General features: G+C 68.5%; 18 protein-coding genes. 9 read left to right on the forward strand and 9 right to left on the reverse strand.

Annotation, left to right across the window (positions count from 1 at the left end; genetic code table 11):
* The first annotated feature begins 14 nt into the window (after positions 1-14).
* Together VHA82_RS00915 and VHA82_RS00920 are read left to right on the forward strand one after the other, a co-directional pair.
* Complete coding sequence (locus VHA82_RS00915) at positions 15-1,001, forward strand: tripartite tricarboxylate transporter substrate binding protein (protein ID WP_325539314.1); 987 nt, start codon at positions 15-17, stop codon at positions 999-1,001.
* 50 nt (positions 1,002-1,051) lie between these two features.
* Positions 1,052-1,846, forward strand: a complete 795-nt coding sequence (locus tag VHA82_RS00920; RefSeq protein ID WP_325539316.1) for an FkbM family methyltransferase — start codon at positions 1,052-1,054, stop codon at positions 1,844-1,846.
* Between the two features lie 27 nt (positions 1,847-1,873).
* On the opposite strand, the gene VHA82_RS00925 is transcribed toward VHA82_RS00920, so the two are convergent.
* Positions 1,874-2,806 carry a LysR family transcriptional regulator gene (locus tag VHA82_RS00925; RefSeq protein ID WP_325539318.1) on the reverse strand — a complete coding sequence of 311 codons (933 nt, stop codon included), beginning with the start codon at positions 2,804-2,806 and terminating at the stop codon, positions 1,874-1,876.
* A 97-nt stretch (positions 2,807-2,903) separates the two neighbouring features.
* Here VHA82_RS00925 and VHA82_RS00930 point away from each other — a divergent pair, with 97 nt between their 5' ends.
* Genes VHA82_RS00930 through VHA82_RS00945 form a run of 4 tightly spaced genes read left to right on the forward strand, consistent with a single transcriptional unit; the run spans position 2,904 to position 7,225 of the window.
* On the forward strand, positions 2,904-3,875 hold the full coding sequence (locus VHA82_RS00930) for a tripartite tricarboxylate transporter substrate binding protein (RefSeq protein WP_325539320.1): 972 nt from the start codon (positions 2,904-2,906) through the stop codon (positions 3,873-3,875).
* 7 nt (positions 3,876-3,882) lie between these two features.
* Entirely contained in the window at positions 3,883-5,031 is a 1,149-nt protein-coding gene (locus tag VHA82_RS00935) for an acyl-CoA dehydrogenase family protein (protein WP_325539322.1), read from the forward strand.
* Positions 5,028-6,239, forward strand: a complete 1,212-nt coding sequence (locus tag VHA82_RS00940) for a CaiB/BaiF CoA-transferase family protein (RefSeq protein ID WP_325539324.1) — start codon at positions 5,028-5,030, stop codon at positions 6,237-6,239. Before VHA82_RS00935 ends, VHA82_RS00940 begins: the two co-directional genes overlap by 4 nt.
* Complete coding sequence (locus VHA82_RS00945) at positions 6,239-7,225, forward strand: acryloyl-CoA reductase (protein ID WP_325539326.1); 987 nt, start codon at positions 6,239-6,241, stop codon at positions 7,223-7,225. The genes VHA82_RS00940 and VHA82_RS00945 overlap by 1 nt, the downstream gene beginning before the upstream one ends.
* 68 nt (positions 7,226-7,293) lie before the next feature.
* On the opposite strand, the gene chrA is transcribed toward VHA82_RS00945, so the two are convergent.
* The 8 genes from chrA to VHA82_RS00985 form a co-directional block, all read right to left on the reverse strand.
* Positions 7,294-8,532, reverse strand: a complete 1,239-nt coding sequence (chrA, locus tag VHA82_RS00950; RefSeq protein ID WP_325539328.1) for a chromate efflux transporter — start codon at positions 8,530-8,532, stop codon at positions 7,294-7,296.
* Positions 8,529-9,314, reverse strand: coding sequence for an enoyl-CoA hydratase/isomerase family protein (locus tag VHA82_RS00955; RefSeq protein ID WP_325539330.1), 786 nt, complete (start codon positions 9,312-9,314; stop codon positions 8,529-8,531). The genes chrA and VHA82_RS00955 overlap by 4 nt, the downstream gene beginning before the upstream one ends.
* 21 nt (positions 9,315-9,335) lie before the next feature.
* Positions 9,336-10,313 carry a 4-hydroxy-tetrahydrodipicolinate synthase gene (gene dapA / locus VHA82_RS00960; RefSeq protein WP_325539332.1) on the reverse strand — a complete coding sequence of 326 codons (978 nt, stop codon included), beginning with the start codon at positions 10,311-10,313 and terminating at the stop codon, positions 9,336-9,338.
* A gap of 7 nt (positions 10,314-10,320) precedes the next feature.
* A complete protein-coding gene (locus VHA82_RS00965) occupies positions 10,321-11,004 on the reverse strand; it encodes a glutathione S-transferase family protein (RefSeq protein WP_325539334.1) in 684 nt (227 codons plus the stop codon).
* 116 nt (positions 11,005-11,120) lie between these two features.
* Positions 11,121-11,273: a hypothetical protein gene (locus VHA82_RS00970; RefSeq protein WP_325539336.1), complete on the reverse strand. Its 153-nt coding sequence runs from the start codon at positions 11,271-11,273 to the stop codon at positions 11,121-11,123.
* Positions 11,274-11,652: 379 nt separating this feature from the next.
* Positions 11,653-12,117, reverse strand: coding sequence for a CesT family type III secretion system chaperone (locus tag VHA82_RS00975; RefSeq protein WP_325539338.1), 465 nt, complete (start codon positions 12,115-12,117; stop codon positions 11,653-11,655).
* 161 nt (positions 12,118-12,278) lie between these two features.
* The gene (locus VHA82_RS00980) at positions 12,279-12,782 is read right to left on the reverse strand and encodes an MgtC/SapB family protein (RefSeq protein WP_325539340.1); all 504 of its coding nucleotides are present in this window, start codon (positions 12,780-12,782) and stop codon (positions 12,279-12,281) included.
* Between the two features lie 14 nt (positions 12,783-12,796).
* Entirely contained in the window at positions 12,797-14,791 is a 1,995-nt protein-coding gene (locus VHA82_RS00985; RefSeq protein ID WP_325539342.1) for a lytic transglycosylase domain-containing protein, read from the reverse strand.
* A 12-nt stretch (positions 14,792-14,803) separates the two neighbouring features.
* Here VHA82_RS00985 and VHA82_RS00990 point away from each other — a divergent pair, with 12 nt between their 5' ends.
* The 3 genes from VHA82_RS00990 to VHA82_RS01000 are packed head-to-tail and all read left to right on the forward strand — an operon-like array spanning position 14,804 to position 18,943.
* Positions 14,804-15,391 (forward strand): 5-formyltetrahydrofolate cyclo-ligase, encoded by a 588-nt coding sequence (locus tag VHA82_RS00990; protein ID WP_325539344.1) that lies wholly within the window; start codon positions 14,804-14,806, stop codon positions 15,389-15,391.
* On the forward strand, positions 15,388-17,130 hold the full coding sequence (locus tag VHA82_RS00995) for an ABC transporter ATP-binding protein (RefSeq protein ID WP_325539346.1): 1,743 nt from the start codon (positions 15,388-15,390) through the stop codon (positions 17,128-17,130). Before VHA82_RS00990 ends, VHA82_RS00995 begins: the two co-directional genes overlap by 4 nt.
* Entirely contained in the window at positions 17,120-18,943 is a 1,824-nt protein-coding gene (locus tag VHA82_RS01000; protein ID WP_325539348.1) for an ABC transporter ATP-binding protein, read from the forward strand. The genes VHA82_RS00995 and VHA82_RS01000 overlap by 11 nt, the downstream gene beginning before the upstream one ends.
* Position 18,944: the final 1 nt, after the last annotated feature.

Genomic DNA, 18,944 nt, shown 5'->3' on the forward strand with positions numbered 1-18,944 from the left:
CGAAGGAGACAGCCATGACAGCTTCTTTCACACGCCGCGCCGCGCTCGCTGTGGCGGCAGGCGGCATCGCGCTCGCGCCTTTCGCCTCGCTGGCGCAGCCCGCCTGGCCGCAGCAGCGGCCGATCCGGCTCGTGATCCCGTATCCGCCGGGGGGCCTCGCGGACAGCTTCGCGCGTGCGCTCGCTGAAGGGCTGGGCGAGCGTCTCAAGCAGTCGGTGGTCGTGGACAACAAGCCGGGCGGCAGCCTCATCATCGGGACCGACGCGGTCGCGAAGTCGCAGCCCGACGGGTACACGCTGCTGCTCGGAAGCGTGTCGAGCCTCGCGATCAACACGGGCGCTTTCAAGAAGCTGCCCTACGATCCGGTGAAGGATTTCGCGCCCGTGTCGCTTACGTTCCGCACGCCGCTCTTCCTGATGGTGGCGCCCTCGGTGCCCGCGAACAACGTGAGGGAACTGGTCGCCTACGCGAAGGCCAATCCCACCGCGCTCAGCTACGCGTCCCTCGGCTACGGCAGCTCGCTGCACCTCTCCGGCGAATTGTTCAAGACGCTCGCCAACATCGACATCGCGCACGTGCCTTACAAGGGGACGACGAGCGCCATTCCCGACTTGCTGACCGGCCGCGTGAGCATGATGTTCGACGGCGGCGCGCTCTTGCCCCAGGCGCGCGAAGGCAAGGTGAAGATGATGGCGGTGACCAGTGCGAAGCGCGTGCCCGCGCTGCCGGAGGTGCCCACCATGGAAGAAGCCGGCGTGCCCGGATACGAGATGGACTTCTGGTTCGGCATCGTGGCGCCCGCCGGCACGCCGGCCCCGATCGTGGAGCGCCTGTCGCGGGCCATCGCGGAGGTCGAGGCGCAGCCTGCGTTCCGCGCACGCCTCGCGGCCTTCCCGGTGCAGTACGAGACCACCACGCCGCAGCAGATGTCCGATACGCTCAGGCGCGACATCGGCGTGTGGCAGAAGTATCTGCACGACTACAAGGTGGAGCCGCAGTAAGGGCCAAGGGCGGGAGGGCCATCGCGCGTGAATGGGATAGAGTCCCGTTCATGCTGCCCCGCGTCAACCTGGTCCGCACCGACGATGCGGACTACCTCCTTTTCTCCACGAACGATGTCATCTCGCGTGGCATCCATGAGAGCGGCGCCTGGGAGCCGCATCTGCTCACGATCGCGAACGCCTTCGTCTCGGGGGTCGAGCGTCCGCTCGTGTTCGACATCGGCGCCAACCTGGGCGGCTTCGCGGTTCGCGCGGCGAAGATGATCCAGCAAAGCGGCGGCTCGGTGTGGGCCTTCGAGCCGCAGCGGATCGTCTACTACCAGCTGTGCGGCAACATCTTCCTGAATCGGCTGGACAACGTCGTCGCGTACAACTATGCCGTGGGTGAAACGGATGCCACGCTCGAGCTGCCCGTTCCCGACTACGCACGGCTGTCGAACGTGGGCGGCTACTCGGTGGAGGCGAAGTGGCGGGAACTGAACGGCACGCAAGGTTTCATGACCGCCGCGACCGAAGCCGTGCGTTGCGTGTGCCTCGACAATCTCGCGGTGCCGAGAAGAGTGAACTTCATCAAGCTGGATGTGGAAGGGCTCGAGCTGCAGGTGCTGCGTGGCGCGGCGAAGTTTCTCGCCGCGCAAGGCTATCCGCCCATCTTCTTCGAAGTGTGGGACACGCCGTGGTTCGCCGAAGGCAAGAAGGCGTTGCTGGACTACGTGCTCGGCCTCGGCTACGAGGTGACGCCGCTGCCCCAGTACGATCACGTCGCGCAGCATCCGGCGCATCCGGTGCGCATCGAATTCACGAAGCAAAGCGAGACGAGCGTGAACATGCGGCGGGTGCGCTGAAGCGATCGCCTGTCCTGTCGCCAGACCTCAACCGAACCCCAGTTCCTCCGCCGCCTGCTGCACCTTGCGGATGAACTCCTCCATCACCGGGGGATGTTCCTCGTGCGCGCGCGTCACGAGGCTGGTGGGCGCGAACAGGATGTCGTCCTTCAGCAGGACGAGCTTGCTGCCGCGCTCGCCATGGCGAGCGAACGATCGCGGCAACACGCCCACCATGTCGCTGCCGGCAACGAGGTCCGCGACCTTCTCGAGCGTCGTGCATTCCACCGCCGCTTCCGGCCGGAGCGCGCCGTGCGAGGTGAAGAGCCCGTCCACCATCGCCCGCATCGGCGTGCCTCGTTCCGGCAGCACCCACGACGCGTTCGAAAGGTCGTCCCACATCCGCCGCGTCCGCCTGCGATCCAGCGCGTGCCCGCGCCGGATCACGACCGCGAACGGCTCGGAGTAGACCTTCACGATGCGCACGCCGACAGCGCGGCTTTTCTCCTGCATGCGCGCGAAGGTGAGGTCCAGTTCGTTGCGCTCCACCGCGTCGAGCAGCTGGTTCGTCGCCGCTTCGCGGATCGTGATGCGCACGCGCGGATGCGCCTGCAGCATCCTGTCGATGCTGCGCGTGAGCAGGCCCGGCGCGAGCGAAGGCAGCACGCCCAGGCGGATGTGGCCTTCGCCGCCCGCGCGCACGAGCGCGAGCTCCTGCCCCATCCGCTCCAGGTCCGCCATCAGCACGCCGACGTGGCGACGCATCACTTCGCCTTCCGCCGTGAGCCTCATGCCCCGGCGGTCGCGCACGAAGAGCTTGCCGCCGAAGAGTTCCTCCACTTCCTGGATGAGCTTGGTGGCCGCGGGCTGCGTGATGTGGCACAGCTGCGCTGCCCGGCGCAGCGTCTGCTGCTCGGCTACATGCCGAAAAAGTTCCAGGTGCTTGAGCCTCAGGCGCGCGGCGACGGAAGACATCTGCATGGTGATAACCCAGAGGAATCGAACGAGCAATATTTTTGATTATCGGGAAAGTCTCGTCCGGCGCACACTGGGCCACCCGATTCGAGGAGACAAACCGATGACTGCAGTCGTTCGCGGATTCGTCGCCGCGTTGCTGGCGCTGGCGCCCCTGTTCGCATTCGCCCAGGAGAGCTGGCCGTCGCGCCCCATCACGATCGTGGTTCCCTATGCGCCCGGCGGGGTGACCGATGCCATTGCGCGCGTGATCGCGCCCGAGCTCGGCGCCTCGCTCGGCCAGACGGTGATCGTCGAAAACCGCGCGGGCGGCAACGGCCTCATCGGCACCGATTTCGTGGCGTCGGCCAAGCCGGACGGCTACACGCTCGTGATGATGATCGATGCGAACACCATCGCGCCGTCGCTCTATCCGAAGCTCAATCACGATCCGCTCAAGAGCTTCGCGCCCATCACGCTGCTTGCGAAGGCGCAGCAGATCATCGTCGCGCATCCGAGCTTCGCGCCCAACGATCTGAAGAGCCTGATCGAGACCGCGAAGGCGGCGCCCACGCCGATCTTCTATGCCTCGGCGGGCAACGGCACGTCGCACCACCTCGGCATGGAGCAGCTCAAGATGCTCACGGGGATGAAGCTGCAGCACGTTCCGTACAAGGGCGGCGGGCAGGCGATCGTCGATCTGCTCTCGGGCCAGGTGAAGGTGGGGATCATCGGCATTGCGCCGGCGCTGCCGCACGTGAAGGCGGGCAAGCTGAAGGCGATCGCCGTGACGGGGCGACAGCGCTCTCCCGTGCTGCCCGATGTTCCCACGGTGCAGGAGCAGGGCGTCGCGGGCTTCGAGAGCTTCAACTGGTTCGGCCTGCTCGCGCCGGCGGGAACGCCGCAGGCGATCATCGCGCGACTGCACGACGCAACGCTGAAGGTCATGACCAACCCGGCGCTCGTGCAGCGCTTCGCCGCGATGCCGGTCGAAGTGTCGACGAGCGCGGCGCCCGCCGACTTCGCGCGCTTCCTCGCGGAGGACGTCGCGAAGTGGCCGCCCATCGTGCGCGCGGCCAACGTGAAGCCGGACTGAGAAGACCATGCCCGATCACTTTCTCTTCACGCCCGGACACGAGGCGTATCGGGCCCGCGTGCGCGAATTCGCCCGGACCGAACTCGCACCGCGCAGCAGCGAATGGGACCGCGCGGCCGTGCTGCCGCGGGAAGCCCTGCGTCTGCTGGGCGATCACGGCCTGCTCGGCATCGTCGCGCCGCGCTCGCGCGGCGGCGAGGAACGCGACTACGTGAGCCTCGGTATCGCCATCGAGGAGATCGCGGCGGCGGACGTGAGCTGCGCGCAGATCGCGTGGATCCAGAACACGATCGGCCACTTCTTCCCCGGCTGGGGCGAGGACACGTTGCGCGCGGTGCAGCGCGGAGAAGCGGCGATCGCGCTCGCGACCTCCGAAGAGGATGCGGGCTCCGACGTGTCGGCGATGAAGACGACGGCCACGCTCGACGGCGACGAGTACGTGATCGACGGATCGAAGATCCACGTGAGCCTCACGCCCGGAGCGAGCGTGCTCGCGGTGTCCTGCCGCATGCCCGCACCGGACGGCCGCCGCGCGATCGGCATGCTGCGCGTGCCGGCGGACGCGCCCGGCGTGACGATCGCGCCGATGGAGCAGATGGGCGCGCGCGCGCACAGCCTGGGCGCGGTGCGGCTCGATCGCGTGCGGGTGCCGTGCACCGCGACGCTGGGCGCTCAGAACGAAGGCAAGGCCCTCATGTACGCGCGGTACAACGTGTCGCGCTGCCTGTCGCCGCTCGCAGCACTCGGTGCGGCGGGCGACGTGCTTCGGCGCACCATGGATTTCGCGCGCGGCAAGGTCGTGTTCGGCCGGCCGATCGCGATGAACCAGTCGGTGAGTTTCCCGCTCGTGGAGCACCAGGCCAAGGTCGAGGCGGGGCGGCTGCTTTGCTATCGCGCGTTGTGGATGAACGACCAGGGCCTGGATGCGAGCACCGAAGCCGCGATGGCCAAATGGTTCGGCATCGGCGCGGGCATCGATGCCGTGAAGGACTGCCTGCCGCTCTGGGGCGCGAACGGCTATCTGAAGGAGTTTCCGATCGAACAGAAGCTGAGGGACGTGCTCTCGCTCAATTTCACGGGCGGCACGCTGAACATCATGCGGGTGCTGCTGGTGCGGCAACTGCTCGGCGCGGATTTCGCGGGGTTGAGGGCATGAACGCGAAACCACCCTTGTCGGGCTATACCGTGCTGGAGCTCGGCTCCACGGTGGCAGGACCCTTCTGCGGCCGGCTGCTCGCCGATTTCGGCGCGGAGGTGATCAAGGTCGAGCCGCCCGAAGGCGATCCGGTGCGCGCGATGGGCTCGCACGTCGACGGCAAATCGCTCTACGCCGCGAGCATCCTGCGCAACAAGAAGCTGATCTCGCTCGACCTGCGCCAGCCGGAAGCGCGCAGGATCGTCGCGCGGCTGGCCGAACGCGTCGACGTTCTCGTGGAGAACTTCCGTCCCGGCACCCTCGAGAAATGGGGGCTCGGCCCCGATGCGCTGCACGAACGCAATCCGGGGCTCGTCGTCGTGCGCATCAGCGGCTTCGGCCAGAGCGGGCCGTATCGCGACCGACCCGGCTATGGCTTTCTCGGCGATGCGGTGGGTGGCATGCTGCACATCAACGGCTATCCGGATCGCGCGCCCGTGCGCGCGGCGGTGCCCGTCACCGACATGACGACGGGGATCTATGCGGCGTTCGGCGCCGTGATGGCGCTGCTGGCGCGGCAGTCGAGCGGGCGCGGGCAGGTAGTCGATGCGGCGCTGTACGAAACCGCGTTCAGCCTGATGGAGTCGCACGTGGCACCCTACGAATTGCTCGGCAGGATCGCGATGCGCGCGGGCTCGCGGCTGCCCGGCAGCACGCCGAACAATCTCTATCCGACGCTCGACGGCCACTACATCGCCATGGCCGCCGCGAGCGACTCGGTGTTCCGGCGCCTCGCCACGGTGATGGGCCAGGAGGCGCTCGCGAGCGACGAGCGGTTCGCAACGGGCCTCGCGCGCGTCACGCATCAGGACGCGCTCGATGCGATCCTCGCCGAATGGACGCGCGGCTTTCGGCTCGCCGAGCTCGAACGGCTGCTGCAGGACAACGACGTGCCCGCTTCGAGGATCTTCACGATGGCAGACGTCTTCGAGGACCCGCACTACGCCGCCCGCGGTACGATCGTGCGGCCTTCGGGCGGCGAGTTGCAGGGGCCTGTTGCCATGCCCGTGCCGGTTCCGCGCCTGTCGGGCACCCCGGGTGAAGTCCGCCATAGTGGCGGATGCCTGGGCCAGGATACCGAAGAGGTGCTGCGCGAGAAGCTGGGTCTGAGCGAGAGCGAACTGGCGGCGCTGAAGGAATCCCGGGCGATTCACGTCGGAGCGAAGTGATGGACCGATTCACGGCCTACCGGGTCGAGAAGAACGACAAGGCCGTGTCGGCCTCGTTCGTGGAAATGGATGAAGCTGCCCTCGACGCGGGGGAGGTGGACGTCGACGTCCGCTACGCGAGCATCAACTTCAAGGACGCGCTCGCCGCAGCGGGCCGCATGCCGGTGATCCGCCGCTTTCCGTGCATCGGCGGCATCGACGCGGCAGGCGTGGTGCGTGCGTCGCGCTCTGCGCGATTCGCGGCGGGCGATCCGGTCATCGTGCACAGCCATGGATTCGGCGTTTCGCATCACGGCGGCTATGCGCCTCGCGCGCGCGTGCCGGCCGACTGGGTGAATGCCGTGCCGAAGGGCTTGTCGCTCCTGCAGGCGATCACGATCGGCGTTGCGGGCTACACGGCCGCACTCGCGGTGGAAGTCATGGAAGCGAACGGCCTTGCGCCTTCGAAGGGCAAGGTGCTCGTCAATGGCGCATCGGGCGGCGTGGCCAGTGTGGCGATCGATCTGCTCGCGCAGCGCGGCTTTCACGTAGTGGCCGCAACGCGCAAGGCGCAAGAAAGCGGCTATCTCCGCGAGCTGGGCGCGGCGGAAGTCATCGACCCCGCGTCGCTCACGGTGCCGAAGCGGCCGCTCGAATCCGCGTTGTGGCACGGCGCGGTGGATTCGCTCGGCGGCGCCGCGCTGTCGGGGTTGATCGCGACCATGTCCAAGGATGGCGTGATCGCGAGCATCGGCAACGCGATGGGCGTGGAGTTCAGCACGACGGTGATGCCGTTCATTCTGCGCGGCGTGCGGCTCGTCGGCGTGAATTCGGACAACGACGTGGACGTGAGGGAGCATCTCTGGCGGCGCCTCGCGAGCGACCTGCGTCCGCGGCATCTGGACCGGATCGCGCAGGTGCGGCCGTTCGCGGAGCTGCCCCGGTGGATCGACGCGGTCGTGAATGGGCGGGCGAAGGGGCGCACGGTGATCGAGATGCCGGGTTGATTGGGCAGCGCGTCGTGTGCGCATGCAGGAGTCTGTTCGATTCCTTGTGCTTGCATGACGACGAAAGCTCAGACGAGCCCCAGCACCCACCCGGCCGCTGCCGTGACGATCACCACCACGAAGGGCGACACACGCGCGACGGCCAGCAGCCCGAAAGCGGCCAGCGCGAGGCCGAAGTCCGCTCGCGTGTGGATCGCACTCGTCCACACCGGGTCGTAAAGCGCCGCGCCGAGAATGCCGACGACCCCCGCATTGACACCCGCCATCGCCGCGCGGACCCGATCGCGGCGGCGCAGGTCATCCCAGAACGGCAGTGCGCCCGCGATGAGCAGCCAGCCGGGCAGAAAGATCGCGACGAGAAACACGAGCCCGCCCTGCCATCCGCGAAGCGCGCCCTGCATCACCGTGCCGAGATAGGCCGCGAAGGCGAAGAGCGGCCCGGGCAGGGCCTGCGCCGCGCCGTAGCCCGCGAGGAACTGCTCGTTGCTCACGCCGCCCGTCGGGACGACCGCCGCCTGCAGCAGCGGCAGCACGACGTGGCCGCCGCCGAAGACCAATGCGCCGGCGCGATAGAACCCGTCGATCCCTTGCAGCGGAACCGACCCGGTGAGCCGGGCGGCGATGGGCAGCCCGACCAGAAGCGCGACGAATGCGATCAACGCAACAGCGCCTGCGCGACGCGAGGCGCCGAATCCTTCGCGGCTTTCGTGCGCGAGGGGTGCGATGTGCAGACCATGAAGACCGGCCAGCGCGCAAGCCGCTATCGCGCCGACTTGCGCCACCGGCGTCGGCAGCACGAGCGTCAACAACGCGGCGCCCACCGCGAGCGCGGCGCGCGGCCGATCGGGACAAAGCGTTCGGGCCATCGCCCAGACCGCCTGCGCGACGACCGCCACGGCGACGACTTTCAGCCCGTGGACTGCCGCGCTTTGCGCGAGCGCGCCGAAGCGCGTCATGCCGTAGCCGAACGCGATCATCAGCAAGGCGGACGGCATCGTGAAGCCGAGCCACGCGCCCAAGGTCCCGCGCCAACCCGCTCGCAGCATGCCGATCGCCATGCCGACCTGGCTGCTCGTCGGGCCGGGGAGGAACTGGCACAGCCCGACAAGATCGGAGAAGCCTCGGTCATCGAGCCATCGGCGGCGTTCGACGAACTCCGCGCGGAAGTAGCCCAGGTGCGCGATGGGCCCGCCGAAGGACGTGAGCCCGAGGCGAAGGAAGACGAGGAAGACTTCCGCCGCGCCGCGCGCGCGGCGCGCTGCCGGTGATTGCGACGACCCCGTGCCGGCGCGGGCAGGCGAAGTCACTTCCCCGTCCACCGCGGCGCGCGCTTCTCGTTGAACGCGGCCATGCCTTCGCGCGCGTCCTCGGTCATCGCAAGGGACACGATCTGGCCTTCGGTGTAGGCCAGCGCTTGTTCGAACGACATGGCTTCGATCGCGTGCATCGCATACAAGCCCCGCCGCACCGCCGTCGGCGAGACCTCCGCGAGCTTGTCGACGAGCCACTGCACCTTGGCATCGAGTTCCCCGGGCGCGACGGCGTAGTTGACGAGGCCGCTTTCCAGAGCCTCCTGCGCGCCGAACATCTCGCCCGTGAGCGCCCATTCGCGGGCCTTGCGCCGCGGCACGACGCGCGTGAGCAGGCTCATCACCTGCATGGGAAACACACCCACTTTCACTTCGGGCAGGCCGAACTTCGCCTCGGTGCTCGCCACCGCGATGTCGGCCATGCACAGCAGGCCCATGCCGCCCGCGACGCACGTGCCTTGCACGCGCGCGACGATCGGCAGCGTCGCGCGCTGGGAATCGCGCAGCATGTCCGCATAGTCGAGGTTGGAGCGCGAGAGGTCGAAGGCGAAGCCGCCGCCGGGGTTCAGGTCGGCGCCCGCGCAGAAGGCCTTGTCGCCCGCGCCGGTGAGCACGATCGCGCGGACCTGCGGTTCTTCGTGCGCCCTGCGCAGGCCTTCCCGGATACCCGCGATCACCTCGGCGTTGAGCGCATTGCGCCGCTCGGGCCGATCGATGGTGATCCAGAATGCGTGGCCGCGGACTTCGTGTGCCACGACGGCGTCGGGGCTCGCGCTCATCGGGACTGTCTCCTCGTCTTGCTAGGAATCGCCGGGAAGCGACTGCGACAGTATCGCCCACACTTCGCGCGCCTGCGCCTGCACTTCACGCGGTGCGGGTGGAAGCGGCAGGCGGCATTCGCCGACGTTTTGCCCCAGCACTCGCAGCATCGCCTTGATCGACATCGGGAACACCGATTCGTCGGTATTGGCGAACCGGAACGAGGGGATCATCGCCGCGTTGACGCGCCGTGCCTCGTCCACGTCGCCGCGGCGCCACGCGGCGAACATCTTCTGCAACCACGGGCCCGTCCAGTGGGCCGTCGTGCTCACGACGCCGACGGCGCCGACGGACAGGAGCGGCAAGGTCATCGCGTCGTCGCCGGAGTACAGATCGAATCGTTCGCCCGCCTGGGCGACGAGCGCGGCGGCGGCCGGCGGATCGGCCGTGGCGTCCTTGAATGCGACGATGTTGGGCACTTCGCGAAAGAGGCGCAGCAGCACGTCTTCCGCGATGCGCCGGCCCGTGCGCAGCGGCACGTCGTAGAGCATCACGGGCAGATCGGTCGCGGCGGCGATCGCGCGAAAGTGCGCTTCGATCCCGGCCTGCGGCGGGCGGCTGTAGTAGGGCGACACCGCGATCACGCCCGCGGCGCCCAGCGGCTTCGCCAGGCGCGCGAGCTCCACGCTGTGCCGCGTGTCGTTCGTGCCCATTCCCGCGACCACGGGAATCGTCACGGCCTCGGCCACGGCCGCGACGAGGTCCTGCCGCTCGGCGTCGTTCAGCACCGTGCCTTCGCCCGTCGTCGCGGCGATCACGAGGCCGTCGTTGCCGTGGTCCGCGAGCCAGCGCGCCAGGCGCCGCGCCGCGTCCAGGTCCAGGCGGCCGTTCGCATCGAACGGCGTGACCATCGCGCTCATCACCGAGCCGAAATACCGGGGCTTCGAGCTCGACGGTTCGTTGCCGAAACCGCGCGTCGCGTGCGCGTTCGAATCCTTCTGCGATACGGCGATGCTCATGGACGCATCATCGCGCAGTTCGGTAGGGCTCCTCGAAGTCCAGGAAGTCTTTTTCGGCGAGCGCGTCGTCGACCCACGCCTTCACGCCCGGCAGTGCGCACACGCGGCGGATGTAGTCCGTGACATGGCCGGGCACCGGCAGCGCGTAGTTCTTCAGCCGGAAGCACACGGGCGCGTAATACGCATCGGCCGCGCTGAATTCACCGAAGAGCATCGGCCCGCGATGCTCTTCCAGGAGCTCGGTCCACATCTGCACGATGCGCTGCACGTCCGCGCGCACCTCCGGCCGGTCGCGCCAGACGATGGCGCCCGCCTGCGGCAGCGACGCTTCGATGTTCATCGGGCAATGCGTGCGCAGCGCCGAGAAGCCCGCGTGCATTTCGGCGCAGATGCTGCGCGCGCGGGCGCGCGCCTTCGCGTCGGCGGGCCATACGTTCTTCTGCGGGAACTTCTCGTGCAGGTACTCCGCGATGGCGAGCGTGTCCCACACGAGGAAGCCGTCGTCCGCGAGCGCGGGCACGCGCCCGGCCGGGTTCACTTCGAGGATCGCCTGCTTGAAGTGCGAGTCGCCGTCGAAGGCGTCGAAGCGGATCTTCACCTCTTCGAACGGGATGCTCGCCTGGCGCATGAGCACCCAGGTGCGCATGGACCAGGACGAGTAGTTCTTGTTGCCGACGTAGAGAGTGAGCATGGCGGTCTCCGGCTTCGCGTGGGATGAGTCGGAGCTCATCCTAATGGCGCCGGCGGCCGCGATTGATGCAAAAAGGACCGTCGATTGATGAGTGCGGCGGGACCGGCCCCCGGTCTTCAGTCGAGATCGCAGCAGGCGCCGAGCTTGGCGAAGCAGTTGACCAATCCATTGCCCAGGCGGCTTGCGCCGTTCCCGATGGCTTGGCAGGCACTGCTCAGACCGTTGCACACCATCTGCCAATAGGCGAATCGGCCGGCCAACTCCGCCACTTCGTCGCCTCCACCGCTGCCACTGCCGGAGGACCGTCGCCGCTGAGCGGTCGCGGCCGGAGCCGAGGCGTTTTGCGCTGGCTGGGGATTCGGAGATGAGACTTGCGACGGGGCCGCGAAGACGACCGGTTGTACGGATTGTGAGTTTCGCGGCGTCCCCGGCTGGAGGCCCATCTCAACAGCATGGGAAGGAAGTGGCCCTCCCGCTCTGATCTGCGGAGCGTCTTCGCCCGATGGGGACGCGGACTTGGCGGGTCGAGAAGCGAAGCCGGCTCGAGCAGCCCACGCTGGGATGTCCGAAGGTGGAACGGAAGGCACGACGGGAGAGGCGACGGGAGGCATGATGAAAAGTCCTTGTGACGGAGTGAGGGAAAGCGATTCAGGCGAGATTGGCGATGCCGAATCCGTCGGCGGGCATGTCGGCATCGCTTGCGCAAAAGAACTCGTCAGGCCAGCGCGCCACCTGCGCGGCGAACTCGTCCATGACGGGGACAAGCCCCGGCACGTGGAGGCGGGCCAGCGGGATCAGGCGGTGGAGATGAATCTCCCCCGTTTCTGCGATCAGGTTGAAGGCCGCGCCGCCTTCATCCATCATCCGGTAGTTGGCGGCCAGCAGGCCCGCGAGGACTTCGAAGGCCTTGTCCTGAGGCGGAACGCCGAATTTCACGAGCATCGACATGCTGTCGTGGCCGCGCCGCTTGCGTTCGATGAAGCTGAAGTCGGTCTTGCGGTAGGTGATGGTGAAGGCCCGCTCGCCGTTTTCGTCGGCCAAGAGCGGCGGCGGCTCGAGATCGAGCGTCGCGCAAAGCTGCGCGCAGCAGTCGTCGAAGTTCGCGGCGGCCATGCATCACGTCCTGGATGAAGATGGCTCAGCATAGTCAGCGTCGTCGCCCCTGGGCAGTATGCTTTGGTCGAGGCTGCGCTGCGGACGCCCCTTGCGAGTCGATTGTCTCGACCGGCTTTCGAGTGAAGACTGAAATCTCTGTCTTCAGCCCGCCCGTGGCCTCACGAGTCGGCGGGAGGCAGCTGCCCGCGCTCACGCCGCCGCGCGAACCAGCGCTTGATCGGCCCGTCCATCGAGAGAATCGCAAGCCCCACCGCTGTGGTGACGACGGCCGACGCCTCGCGCCCCAATCCCACCGCAACGCCGATCGCAGTGGTCATCCACAGACCCGCCGCGGTCGTGAGGCCATGCGGCCGCTCGTCGCCCTGCGCCTTCAGGATCTCCCCCGCGCACAGCAAGCCCGCGCCCGCGAGCAGCCCCTGCACGAAACGGCCGAGCACGTCGTCGCCCAGGTCCGACTGGCGCACGATCGTCACGATCAGCGTGGCCGAGAGCGCCATCAGCATGTGCGTGCGGATGCCCGCGGACTTGCCTCGGATTTCGCGCTCCAGCCCCATGAGCCCGCCCAGCAGCGCGGCCAGGAACACGCGCACGACGAGCCGCACGAACTGCTCGGCATCGGCGAGGTCGCTGAACTCGCCTGCGAGCGTGTTCCAGATCGGCATGCGCGCCCCGCTCTTCAGGGGATGTCGCGATTCGGCGCGGGCTGCGCGCTGTCGCGCGGGCCGATGGTGGCGCCGAGCCGCTCCCTGATCGATTGCGGCTGGCCGGTGAGCAGAGCCGCATACATCGTCGCATTGGCGACCACTTTCTTCACGTAGTCGCGCGTCTCGGTGAAGGGCACGGATTCGGCCCACGCCGCGGCGTCCATCACGGGGCCGTTGCGCCATGCGCGCGGACGCGTCGGCCCCGCGTTGTACGCGGCCGCCGCAAGCGGCATCGACCCGTCGAAATCGTCGAGCACGAGCTTGAGGTACCCGGTGCCGATCGCGATGTTGGTGTCGCGGTCGTGCAGTTGCTCCGGCGTGAAGCCCGTGAGGCCGATCTTGCGCGCGGTCCAGCGCGCGGTCGCGGGCATCACCTGCATGAGGCCCGCGGCGCCGACCGCCGACCGCGCATCCATCACGAAGCGGCTTTCCTGCCGGATGAGGCCGTAGACGTACGCGGCATCGAGCCCGATCTCCTGGCTGCGCTGCACGACGGCGTCGCGAAACGGCATCGGGAAGCGCTGCTGCACGTCGAACTCGCCGCGCGTGCGCTCGCTCGTGTTGATGCAGCGGTCCCACACCTCGCGGTCGCACGCGAGCTGCGCCGCGGCGAGCAGCTCGCGCTCGGAAAGCCCACCGGTGCGATGCAGATTGGTGGTGTAGTTCCACTCGCGCACGCCCTCCGGGCGCAGACCGAGCGAGATCGCGTAGAGCGCCCGGTTCAGGCCCGGATCGAGCCGCGCGGCTTCCTTCTCCGCATCCGTGAGCGCGGCGGGCTTCACCGGCACCGCGACCTTCAGGCCGAGCTCCTCCATGGCAAGCATCTCGTAGAAACCGCGGGGCGATGCGATCGATTCGAGCAGCTTCACGCCATCGGCCTTCTGCGACTGCGTCCTCGCATGGGCCAGTACGGCGCGCGCCTTCCAGTAGACCCACGCGGGCTCCTGGCGCGTCTCTTCGCTCATCGCGTTCACCGCGGCCAGCACCTGCGGCCAGTTCGGCATGCGGCCGGCGCGCAGCGCGGCGCGCACCTGCCACTGCAGCAGATCGTCGTTCAGGTTCGCGGCGCGGCTCACGTGCGCGAAATAGTCCGCCGCATTCGGGTTCATGCGCTGCGCGGCCACCTTGCCGATCACGCCCCAGATCCAGTCGCGCTCCTCGGGCTGCATCTGCGGGCCCCACTTGTTGTCCAGCTGGTAGGCGGCGCTTTCCACGTCCGTCGTCGCGAGCTTCACGAGGGCAAGCCCGATCATCTCGCGCCGCACGCGCGACGCCGCGACCACTTTGCTCGTGAGGAAGCGGCTCGGATGGCTGTTCACTGCGTCGAGCTGGTCGACGGCGTCGGGCGCGACCATCGCGACCGCCGTGGCGGCCATGCGCGGCCGGTTCGCCTCGATCGCGAGGCGCGCCTTGTGCCAGGCGTCGGCCTGGGTCATCCGCTTCGGGCCGGTGCCGTCGGCGATGAGTTGCTTCGCCGCGAGCGTGCAGCCGTCGTCGTCCTCGCGCTGCGCGAACCAGTTGCGGCGCACCTCGTCCGTGAGGCCCGGCACGGCCCCGTCGGTGAGGTGCTTCACGAGCAGCGCGTAGCAGCGCACCTGCCGGTCGTCGTTCATGCGGAATTTCGGGTACTCCGCGGCGAACGCATCCCACTGGCGCCGCTGCCCGAGCACGAGCAGCCAGTCGTTGCGCAGGCGGTCTTCCTGGTAGGTGCCGGGATAGCGCGCGAAGAAGTCCTGCACGTCGGCGTTGCTTGCGGTGTCCAGTCGGGCGCGCAGCTCCCAATAGGCCGCCCAGGGTTCGAGCGCATGCCCGCGCGCCTGGGGCAGCAGCTGCGCGAGGCGCGCGCGGTTGCCCTGGCGGAAGGCGTCGCGCATGTCGACAAGCAGGTCGTCTCGGGGCTGCTGCGCCTGCACGGACGCGGCCACGAGCGTCGCGGCCATCAGTGCCACAATCGTTCTGGGCTTCATTCTCGGGGGATTATGGATAACTACGAACAAAAAAGGGCATTGCGCAAGCGCCTGATCGAGCAACGCCTGAAGATGCCGGACCGCCTACAGCGCGCCGAACATCTCCAGAGCGTGATGCGCGTCTGGCTCGTCGGGCGCTCCGATACCGTGATCGGCGCCTACTGGCCGATCAAGGGCGAGTTCGATCCGCTGCCCGCGCTGCACCGCTGGAAGGAAGACGGCGAACTGCTGGACGAGCCGCAGTTGCGCCGCATCGGACTGCCGGTGGTCGACAAGCAGCATGGGACTCTGAAATTCCACGCCTGGTTCCCCGGCTGCCCGATGGAAGAAGACGCGTACGGCATCCCCAAGCCGAAAGACACGGAAGTGGTGGTGCCCACGCTGCTGTTCGTGCCGTGCGTGGGCTACGGGCTGGGCGGCTATCGCCTCGGCTACGGCGGGGGCTTCTACGACAAGACGCTCGCCGGGCTGCGGCCGAAACCGTACACGGTCGGCCTCGGCTACTCCAATGCCTTTCTCCTGGACTTGAAGCCCGAGCCGCACGACGTGCCGCTCGACGCCTTGCTGAACGAACAGGGCGTGGTCTGGCCCGTGGCGTGACGCTTTACAGCCTGATCGGCCGTTTCCTGCGCAGACACGGGTCGGCCTACGCCTCCTCGGCCCTGATGCTCGCGGGCATCGCCTGCCTGATCGTCTGGATTCCGCGGCAAGTCGGCCAACTCGTGGACCGGCTCGTCGCGCACGACCTCGCGGCCGCGGCGTTGTGGCGCGAACTCGCGCTCCTCGTGGGCGCCGGCGTCATCGTCTATTTCCTGCGCGTGGGCTGGCGTCTGCGGCTCTTCGCGGCGGCTTACCGGCTCGGAGTGGAACTGCGCGAGCAGCTCTATGCGCGGCTTTCGCTGCAAGGTCCGCAGTTCTTCCAGGACAAGCGCACGGGCGACCTGATGGCGCTCGCCACCAACGACATCGACGCCGTCGAAATGGCCGCGGGCGAAGCGATGCTGGCCGGCTTCGACGGCACGCTCACGCTGGTGCTGGTCGTGGCGATGATGTCCCTCGGCGTCGATGCCCGTCTCGCGGCCTGGGCCCTGCTGCCGTTCCCGTTCATGGCGTGGTCGTTCTGGTGGATTTCGCGGCACGTGCATTCGGCCTGGCGTGCCTCGCTCGACAGCTTCGGCCAGCTCAACGATCACGTGCAGGAGACGCTGGCCGGCGTGCGCACGGTGCGCGCCCTGGGATTGCAGGCGCGCAGCGCGGCGCAGTTTTCATCGCTGGCCAGCGCAGCGGCCGAGGCGAGCTTCGAAGCGCAGCGCTGGGAAGCGTCGTACGAACCGGCCGTGGGCTTCACCCTGGCGGCCGCCACCGTGATGACGCTCGGCGCGGGCGGCTGGCTCGTGTGGCACGAGCAGCTCTCGGTGGGCCAGCTGACGAGCTTCAGCCTCTACCTCGGACAGCTGATCTGGCCCATGTTCGCCGCGGGCTGGGTGCTCTCGCTGCTCGAACGCGGCAAGGCCGCATGGGGACGCCTGCAGCCGGTGCTGGATGCGCCGCTTTCCATCGACGATCGCGGCACGGTCGAGAAGGTCTCGCCGGGCGTGCTCGCGGTGAGCGACGTTCGCTTCAGCTATCCCGGCCAGGCGCGGCCCGCGCTGGACAACGTGTCGCTTCGGCTCGAGCCCGGCCGCACCCTGGGCCTGGTCGGCCCGACCGGCGCGGGCAAGTCCACGCTGCTGCGCCTCTTGCTACGGCACTACGCGCCCACGGCCGGCCGGCTGCAATGGAACGAGGTCGACCTCGCGGACTACACGCTCGACGCATTGCGCTCGGCTGTCGCGTGGGTGCCGCAGGAGGCCTTCCTCTTTTCGGCATCCGTCGCGGACAACATCGCGCTCGCGAAGCCGCACGCCACGCGCGAAGAGGTGGTCGAAGCCGCGAAGCTCGCGGCGGTGCACGACGACATCCTGCGCCTGCCGGGCGGCTACGAGACCCCGGTGGGCGAGCGCGGCGTGACGTTGTCGGGCGGCCAGCGCCAGCGCGTGGCGATCGCCCGCGCATTGCTTGCGGACGCGCCGCTGCTGCTGCTGGACGACGCGCTCTCCGCGGTCGACACCGACACCGAAGCGCGCATCCTCGCGCACCTGCGCGGGCAGCGTGTCGGCCGCACCGTGATCGTCGTGAGCCATCGCCTGAGCGCGGTGGCCGACGCCGACCGCACCCTCGTGCTGCGCGACGGGCACCTGATCGAAGAGGGCCGCCACGACGAACTCGTGGCGCGCAACGGCTGGTACGCGCGGCAGTGGCGCTATCAGCAGCTGCAAGCGAGTCTCGATGCCGGCTGATTCGCTCGTCTCCGCCGTCCTGCCCGTCGAAAAGGTGGAACGCCGACGCACCATCGGCAACGCGGCCGCGCTGCTCGTTCGCGCCGCGGCGCCGGAGCGCGCGCAGCTCGTGCGAGGCGTGCTCTGGCTCGTCGTGGCCGCGCTGCTCGAAGCCTCGGGCCCGCTGATCGGCAAGACCTTCATCGACAACTACCTGCTGCCGCGCCATGCCGTGCCGATCGCGATGGGCGCATTGCTCGCGGGCGCGCTTCTCGCCGGGATGGTGTCGAGCTGGCTGCGCTACCGGCAGCTCACGCGGCTCGCCGGTCTTGCGATGCGTTCGGTGCGGCGAATCCGCGAGGACGTCTACGAGCACGTGCTGCGCCTGCCGATGAGCTTCTTCGACCGCGCGATCACCGGCCAGCTCGTGAGCCGCGTGACGAACGACACCGAGGCCGTGAAGCTGCTTTACGTGCAAGTGCTTTTCGTGATGCTCGACAGCGTGATCGTCCTTGCGGGCGCGCTGGTCGCGATGCTCTGGCTCGACTGGCGGCTCATGCTGATCGTGGCGACACTGGTGCCCGCCGTCGTGCTGATCGTCACGCTCTACCAGCGCCTTTCCGCGCCTGCCGTCACGCGGTCGCGCGAGCTGCGCAGCGAGCTGAACGCGCAGATGGCCGAATCGATCGCCGGCATGGCGGTGCTGCAGGCAAGCAACGCCACCGCGCGCTTCAACCAGCGCTTCGCGGGCGTGAACGAGGCGCACTACCTTTCACGCCAGCGCGAACTGCGCGCGAACGCGTGGCTGCTGCGGCCCGTGCTGGACATGCTCAACGTGCTGCTGCTTGCCATCGTGATCGCCGTGTTCGGCGCGCGCGGCAGTGCCCTGAGCGCGATCGAAGTCGGCGTGCTCTACGCGTTCATCAACTACATCGCGCGCGTGGTCGAGCCGCTCATCCAGATCACCATGCAGTTCTCCCAGCTGCAGCAGGCGATGGTGGGCGCGGCGCGCGTTCACGTGCTGCTGAAGGAAGCGCAAACGCCCGTCGCCGCGGAGCACGGCCTCGTGACGCAAGGCGGCATCGCCATCGAAGGTCTCGATTTCGGCTACCTCCCCGGCCAGACGGTGCTGCATTCGTTGAATCTCGCGATTGCGCCGGGCAGCTTCCACGGCATCGTCGGGCACACGGGCAGCGGCAAGAGCACGCTTTTGTCGCTCTTGCTGCGGTTCTACCCGGCGCCCGCGGGCAGCATCCGCATCGACGGCACGCCGGTGGAGGCGATCGGCGAGGCGCACTTCCGCGACGCCGTCGGGCTCGTGCCGCAGGAGCCGTTCCTGCTCGCCGCGAGCGCGCGCGAGAACATCGCGATGGGGCGGCCCCTTTCGGATGCGCAGGTCGAAGCCGCCGCGCGCGCCGCGCACATTCACGATTTCCTCCAGTCGCTCGAACGCGGCTACGACACGCCGCTCGGGGAAGGCGGAGCGCGGCTTTCGGTCGGGCAGAAGCAGCTCCTCGCGATCGCCCGGGCGCTCGCGGGCGCGCCGCGCATCCTCTTGCTGGACGAGGCGACTTCGCATATCGATTCGGAGACCGAGCAGGTCGTGCAGCGCGCGCTGGCCGGATTGCGCGGCAAGGTGACGATCGTCGCGATCGCGCATCGCCTCTCCACGATCCGCGATTCGGATCGCATCGTGGTGCTCAATCACGGGCGCATCGCGGAGCTCGGCACGCACGCGCAGCTGATGGCGACTGAAGGCGGCATCTACCAGCGGCTCTATCTGCTGCAGCAGCTGGAGCAGCTGGAGCAGGAAGAGGCGGAGGATGCGCGGTAGC

This window comes from Ramlibacter sp. (genome assembly GCF_035548915.1).
GTDB lineage: Bacteria > Pseudomonadota > Gammaproteobacteria > Burkholderiales > Burkholderiaceae_C > Ramlibacter.

Coding starts and splice junctions, on each gene's coding strand:
- VHA82_RS00945 (WP_325539326.1), top strand. CDS start 6,239: ATGGACCGATTCACGGCCTACCGGGTCGAGAAGAACGACAAGGCCGTG.
- VHA82_RS00980 (WP_325539340.1), bottom strand. CDS start 12,782: ATGCCGATCTGGAACACGCTCGCAGGCGAGTTCAGCGACCTCGCCGAT.
- VHA82_RS00920 (WP_325539316.1), top strand. CDS start 1,052: ATGCTGCCCCGCGTCAACCTGGTCCGCACCGACGATGCGGACTACCTC.
- VHA82_RS00975 (WP_325539338.1), bottom strand. CDS start 12,117: ATGGCCGCCGCGAACTTCGACGACTGCTGCGCGCAGCTTTGCGCGACG.
- dapA (WP_325539332.1), bottom strand. CDS start 10,313: ATGAGCATCGCCGTATCGCAGAAGGATTCGAACGCGCACGCGACGCGC.
- VHA82_RS00965 (WP_325539334.1), bottom strand. CDS start 11,004: ATGCTCACTCTCTACGTCGGCAACAAGAACTACTCGTCCTGGTCCATG.
- VHA82_RS00955 (WP_325539330.1), bottom strand. CDS start 9,314: ATGAGCGCGAGCCCCGACGCCGTCGTGGCACACGAAGTCCGCGGCCAC.
- VHA82_RS00990 (WP_325539344.1), top strand. CDS start 14,804: ATGGATAACTACGAACAAAAAAGGGCATTGCGCAAGCGCCTGATCGAG.
- VHA82_RS00940 (WP_325539324.1), top strand. CDS start 5,028: ATGAACGCGAAACCACCCTTGTCGGGCTATACCGTGCTGGAGCTCGGC.
- VHA82_RS00925 (WP_325539318.1), bottom strand. CDS start 2,806: ATGCAGATGTCTTCCGTCGCCGCGCGCCTGAGGCTCAAGCACCTGGAA.
- VHA82_RS00935 (WP_325539322.1), top strand. CDS start 3,883: ATGCCCGATCACTTTCTCTTCACGCCCGGACACGAGGCGTATCGGGCC.
- VHA82_RS00985 (WP_325539342.1), bottom strand. CDS start 14,791: ATGAAGCCCAGAACGATTGTGGCACTGATGGCCGCGACGCTCGTGGCC.
- VHA82_RS00930 (WP_325539320.1), top strand. CDS start 2,904: ATGACTGCAGTCGTTCGCGGATTCGTCGCCGCGTTGCTGGCGCTGGCG.
- VHA82_RS01000 (WP_325539348.1), top strand. CDS start 17,120: ATGCCGGCTGATTCGCTCGTCTCCGCCGTCCTGCCCGTCGAAAAGGTG.
- VHA82_RS00915 (WP_325539314.1), top strand. CDS start 15: ATGACAGCTTCTTTCACACGCCGCGCCGCGCTCGCTGTGGCGGCAGGC.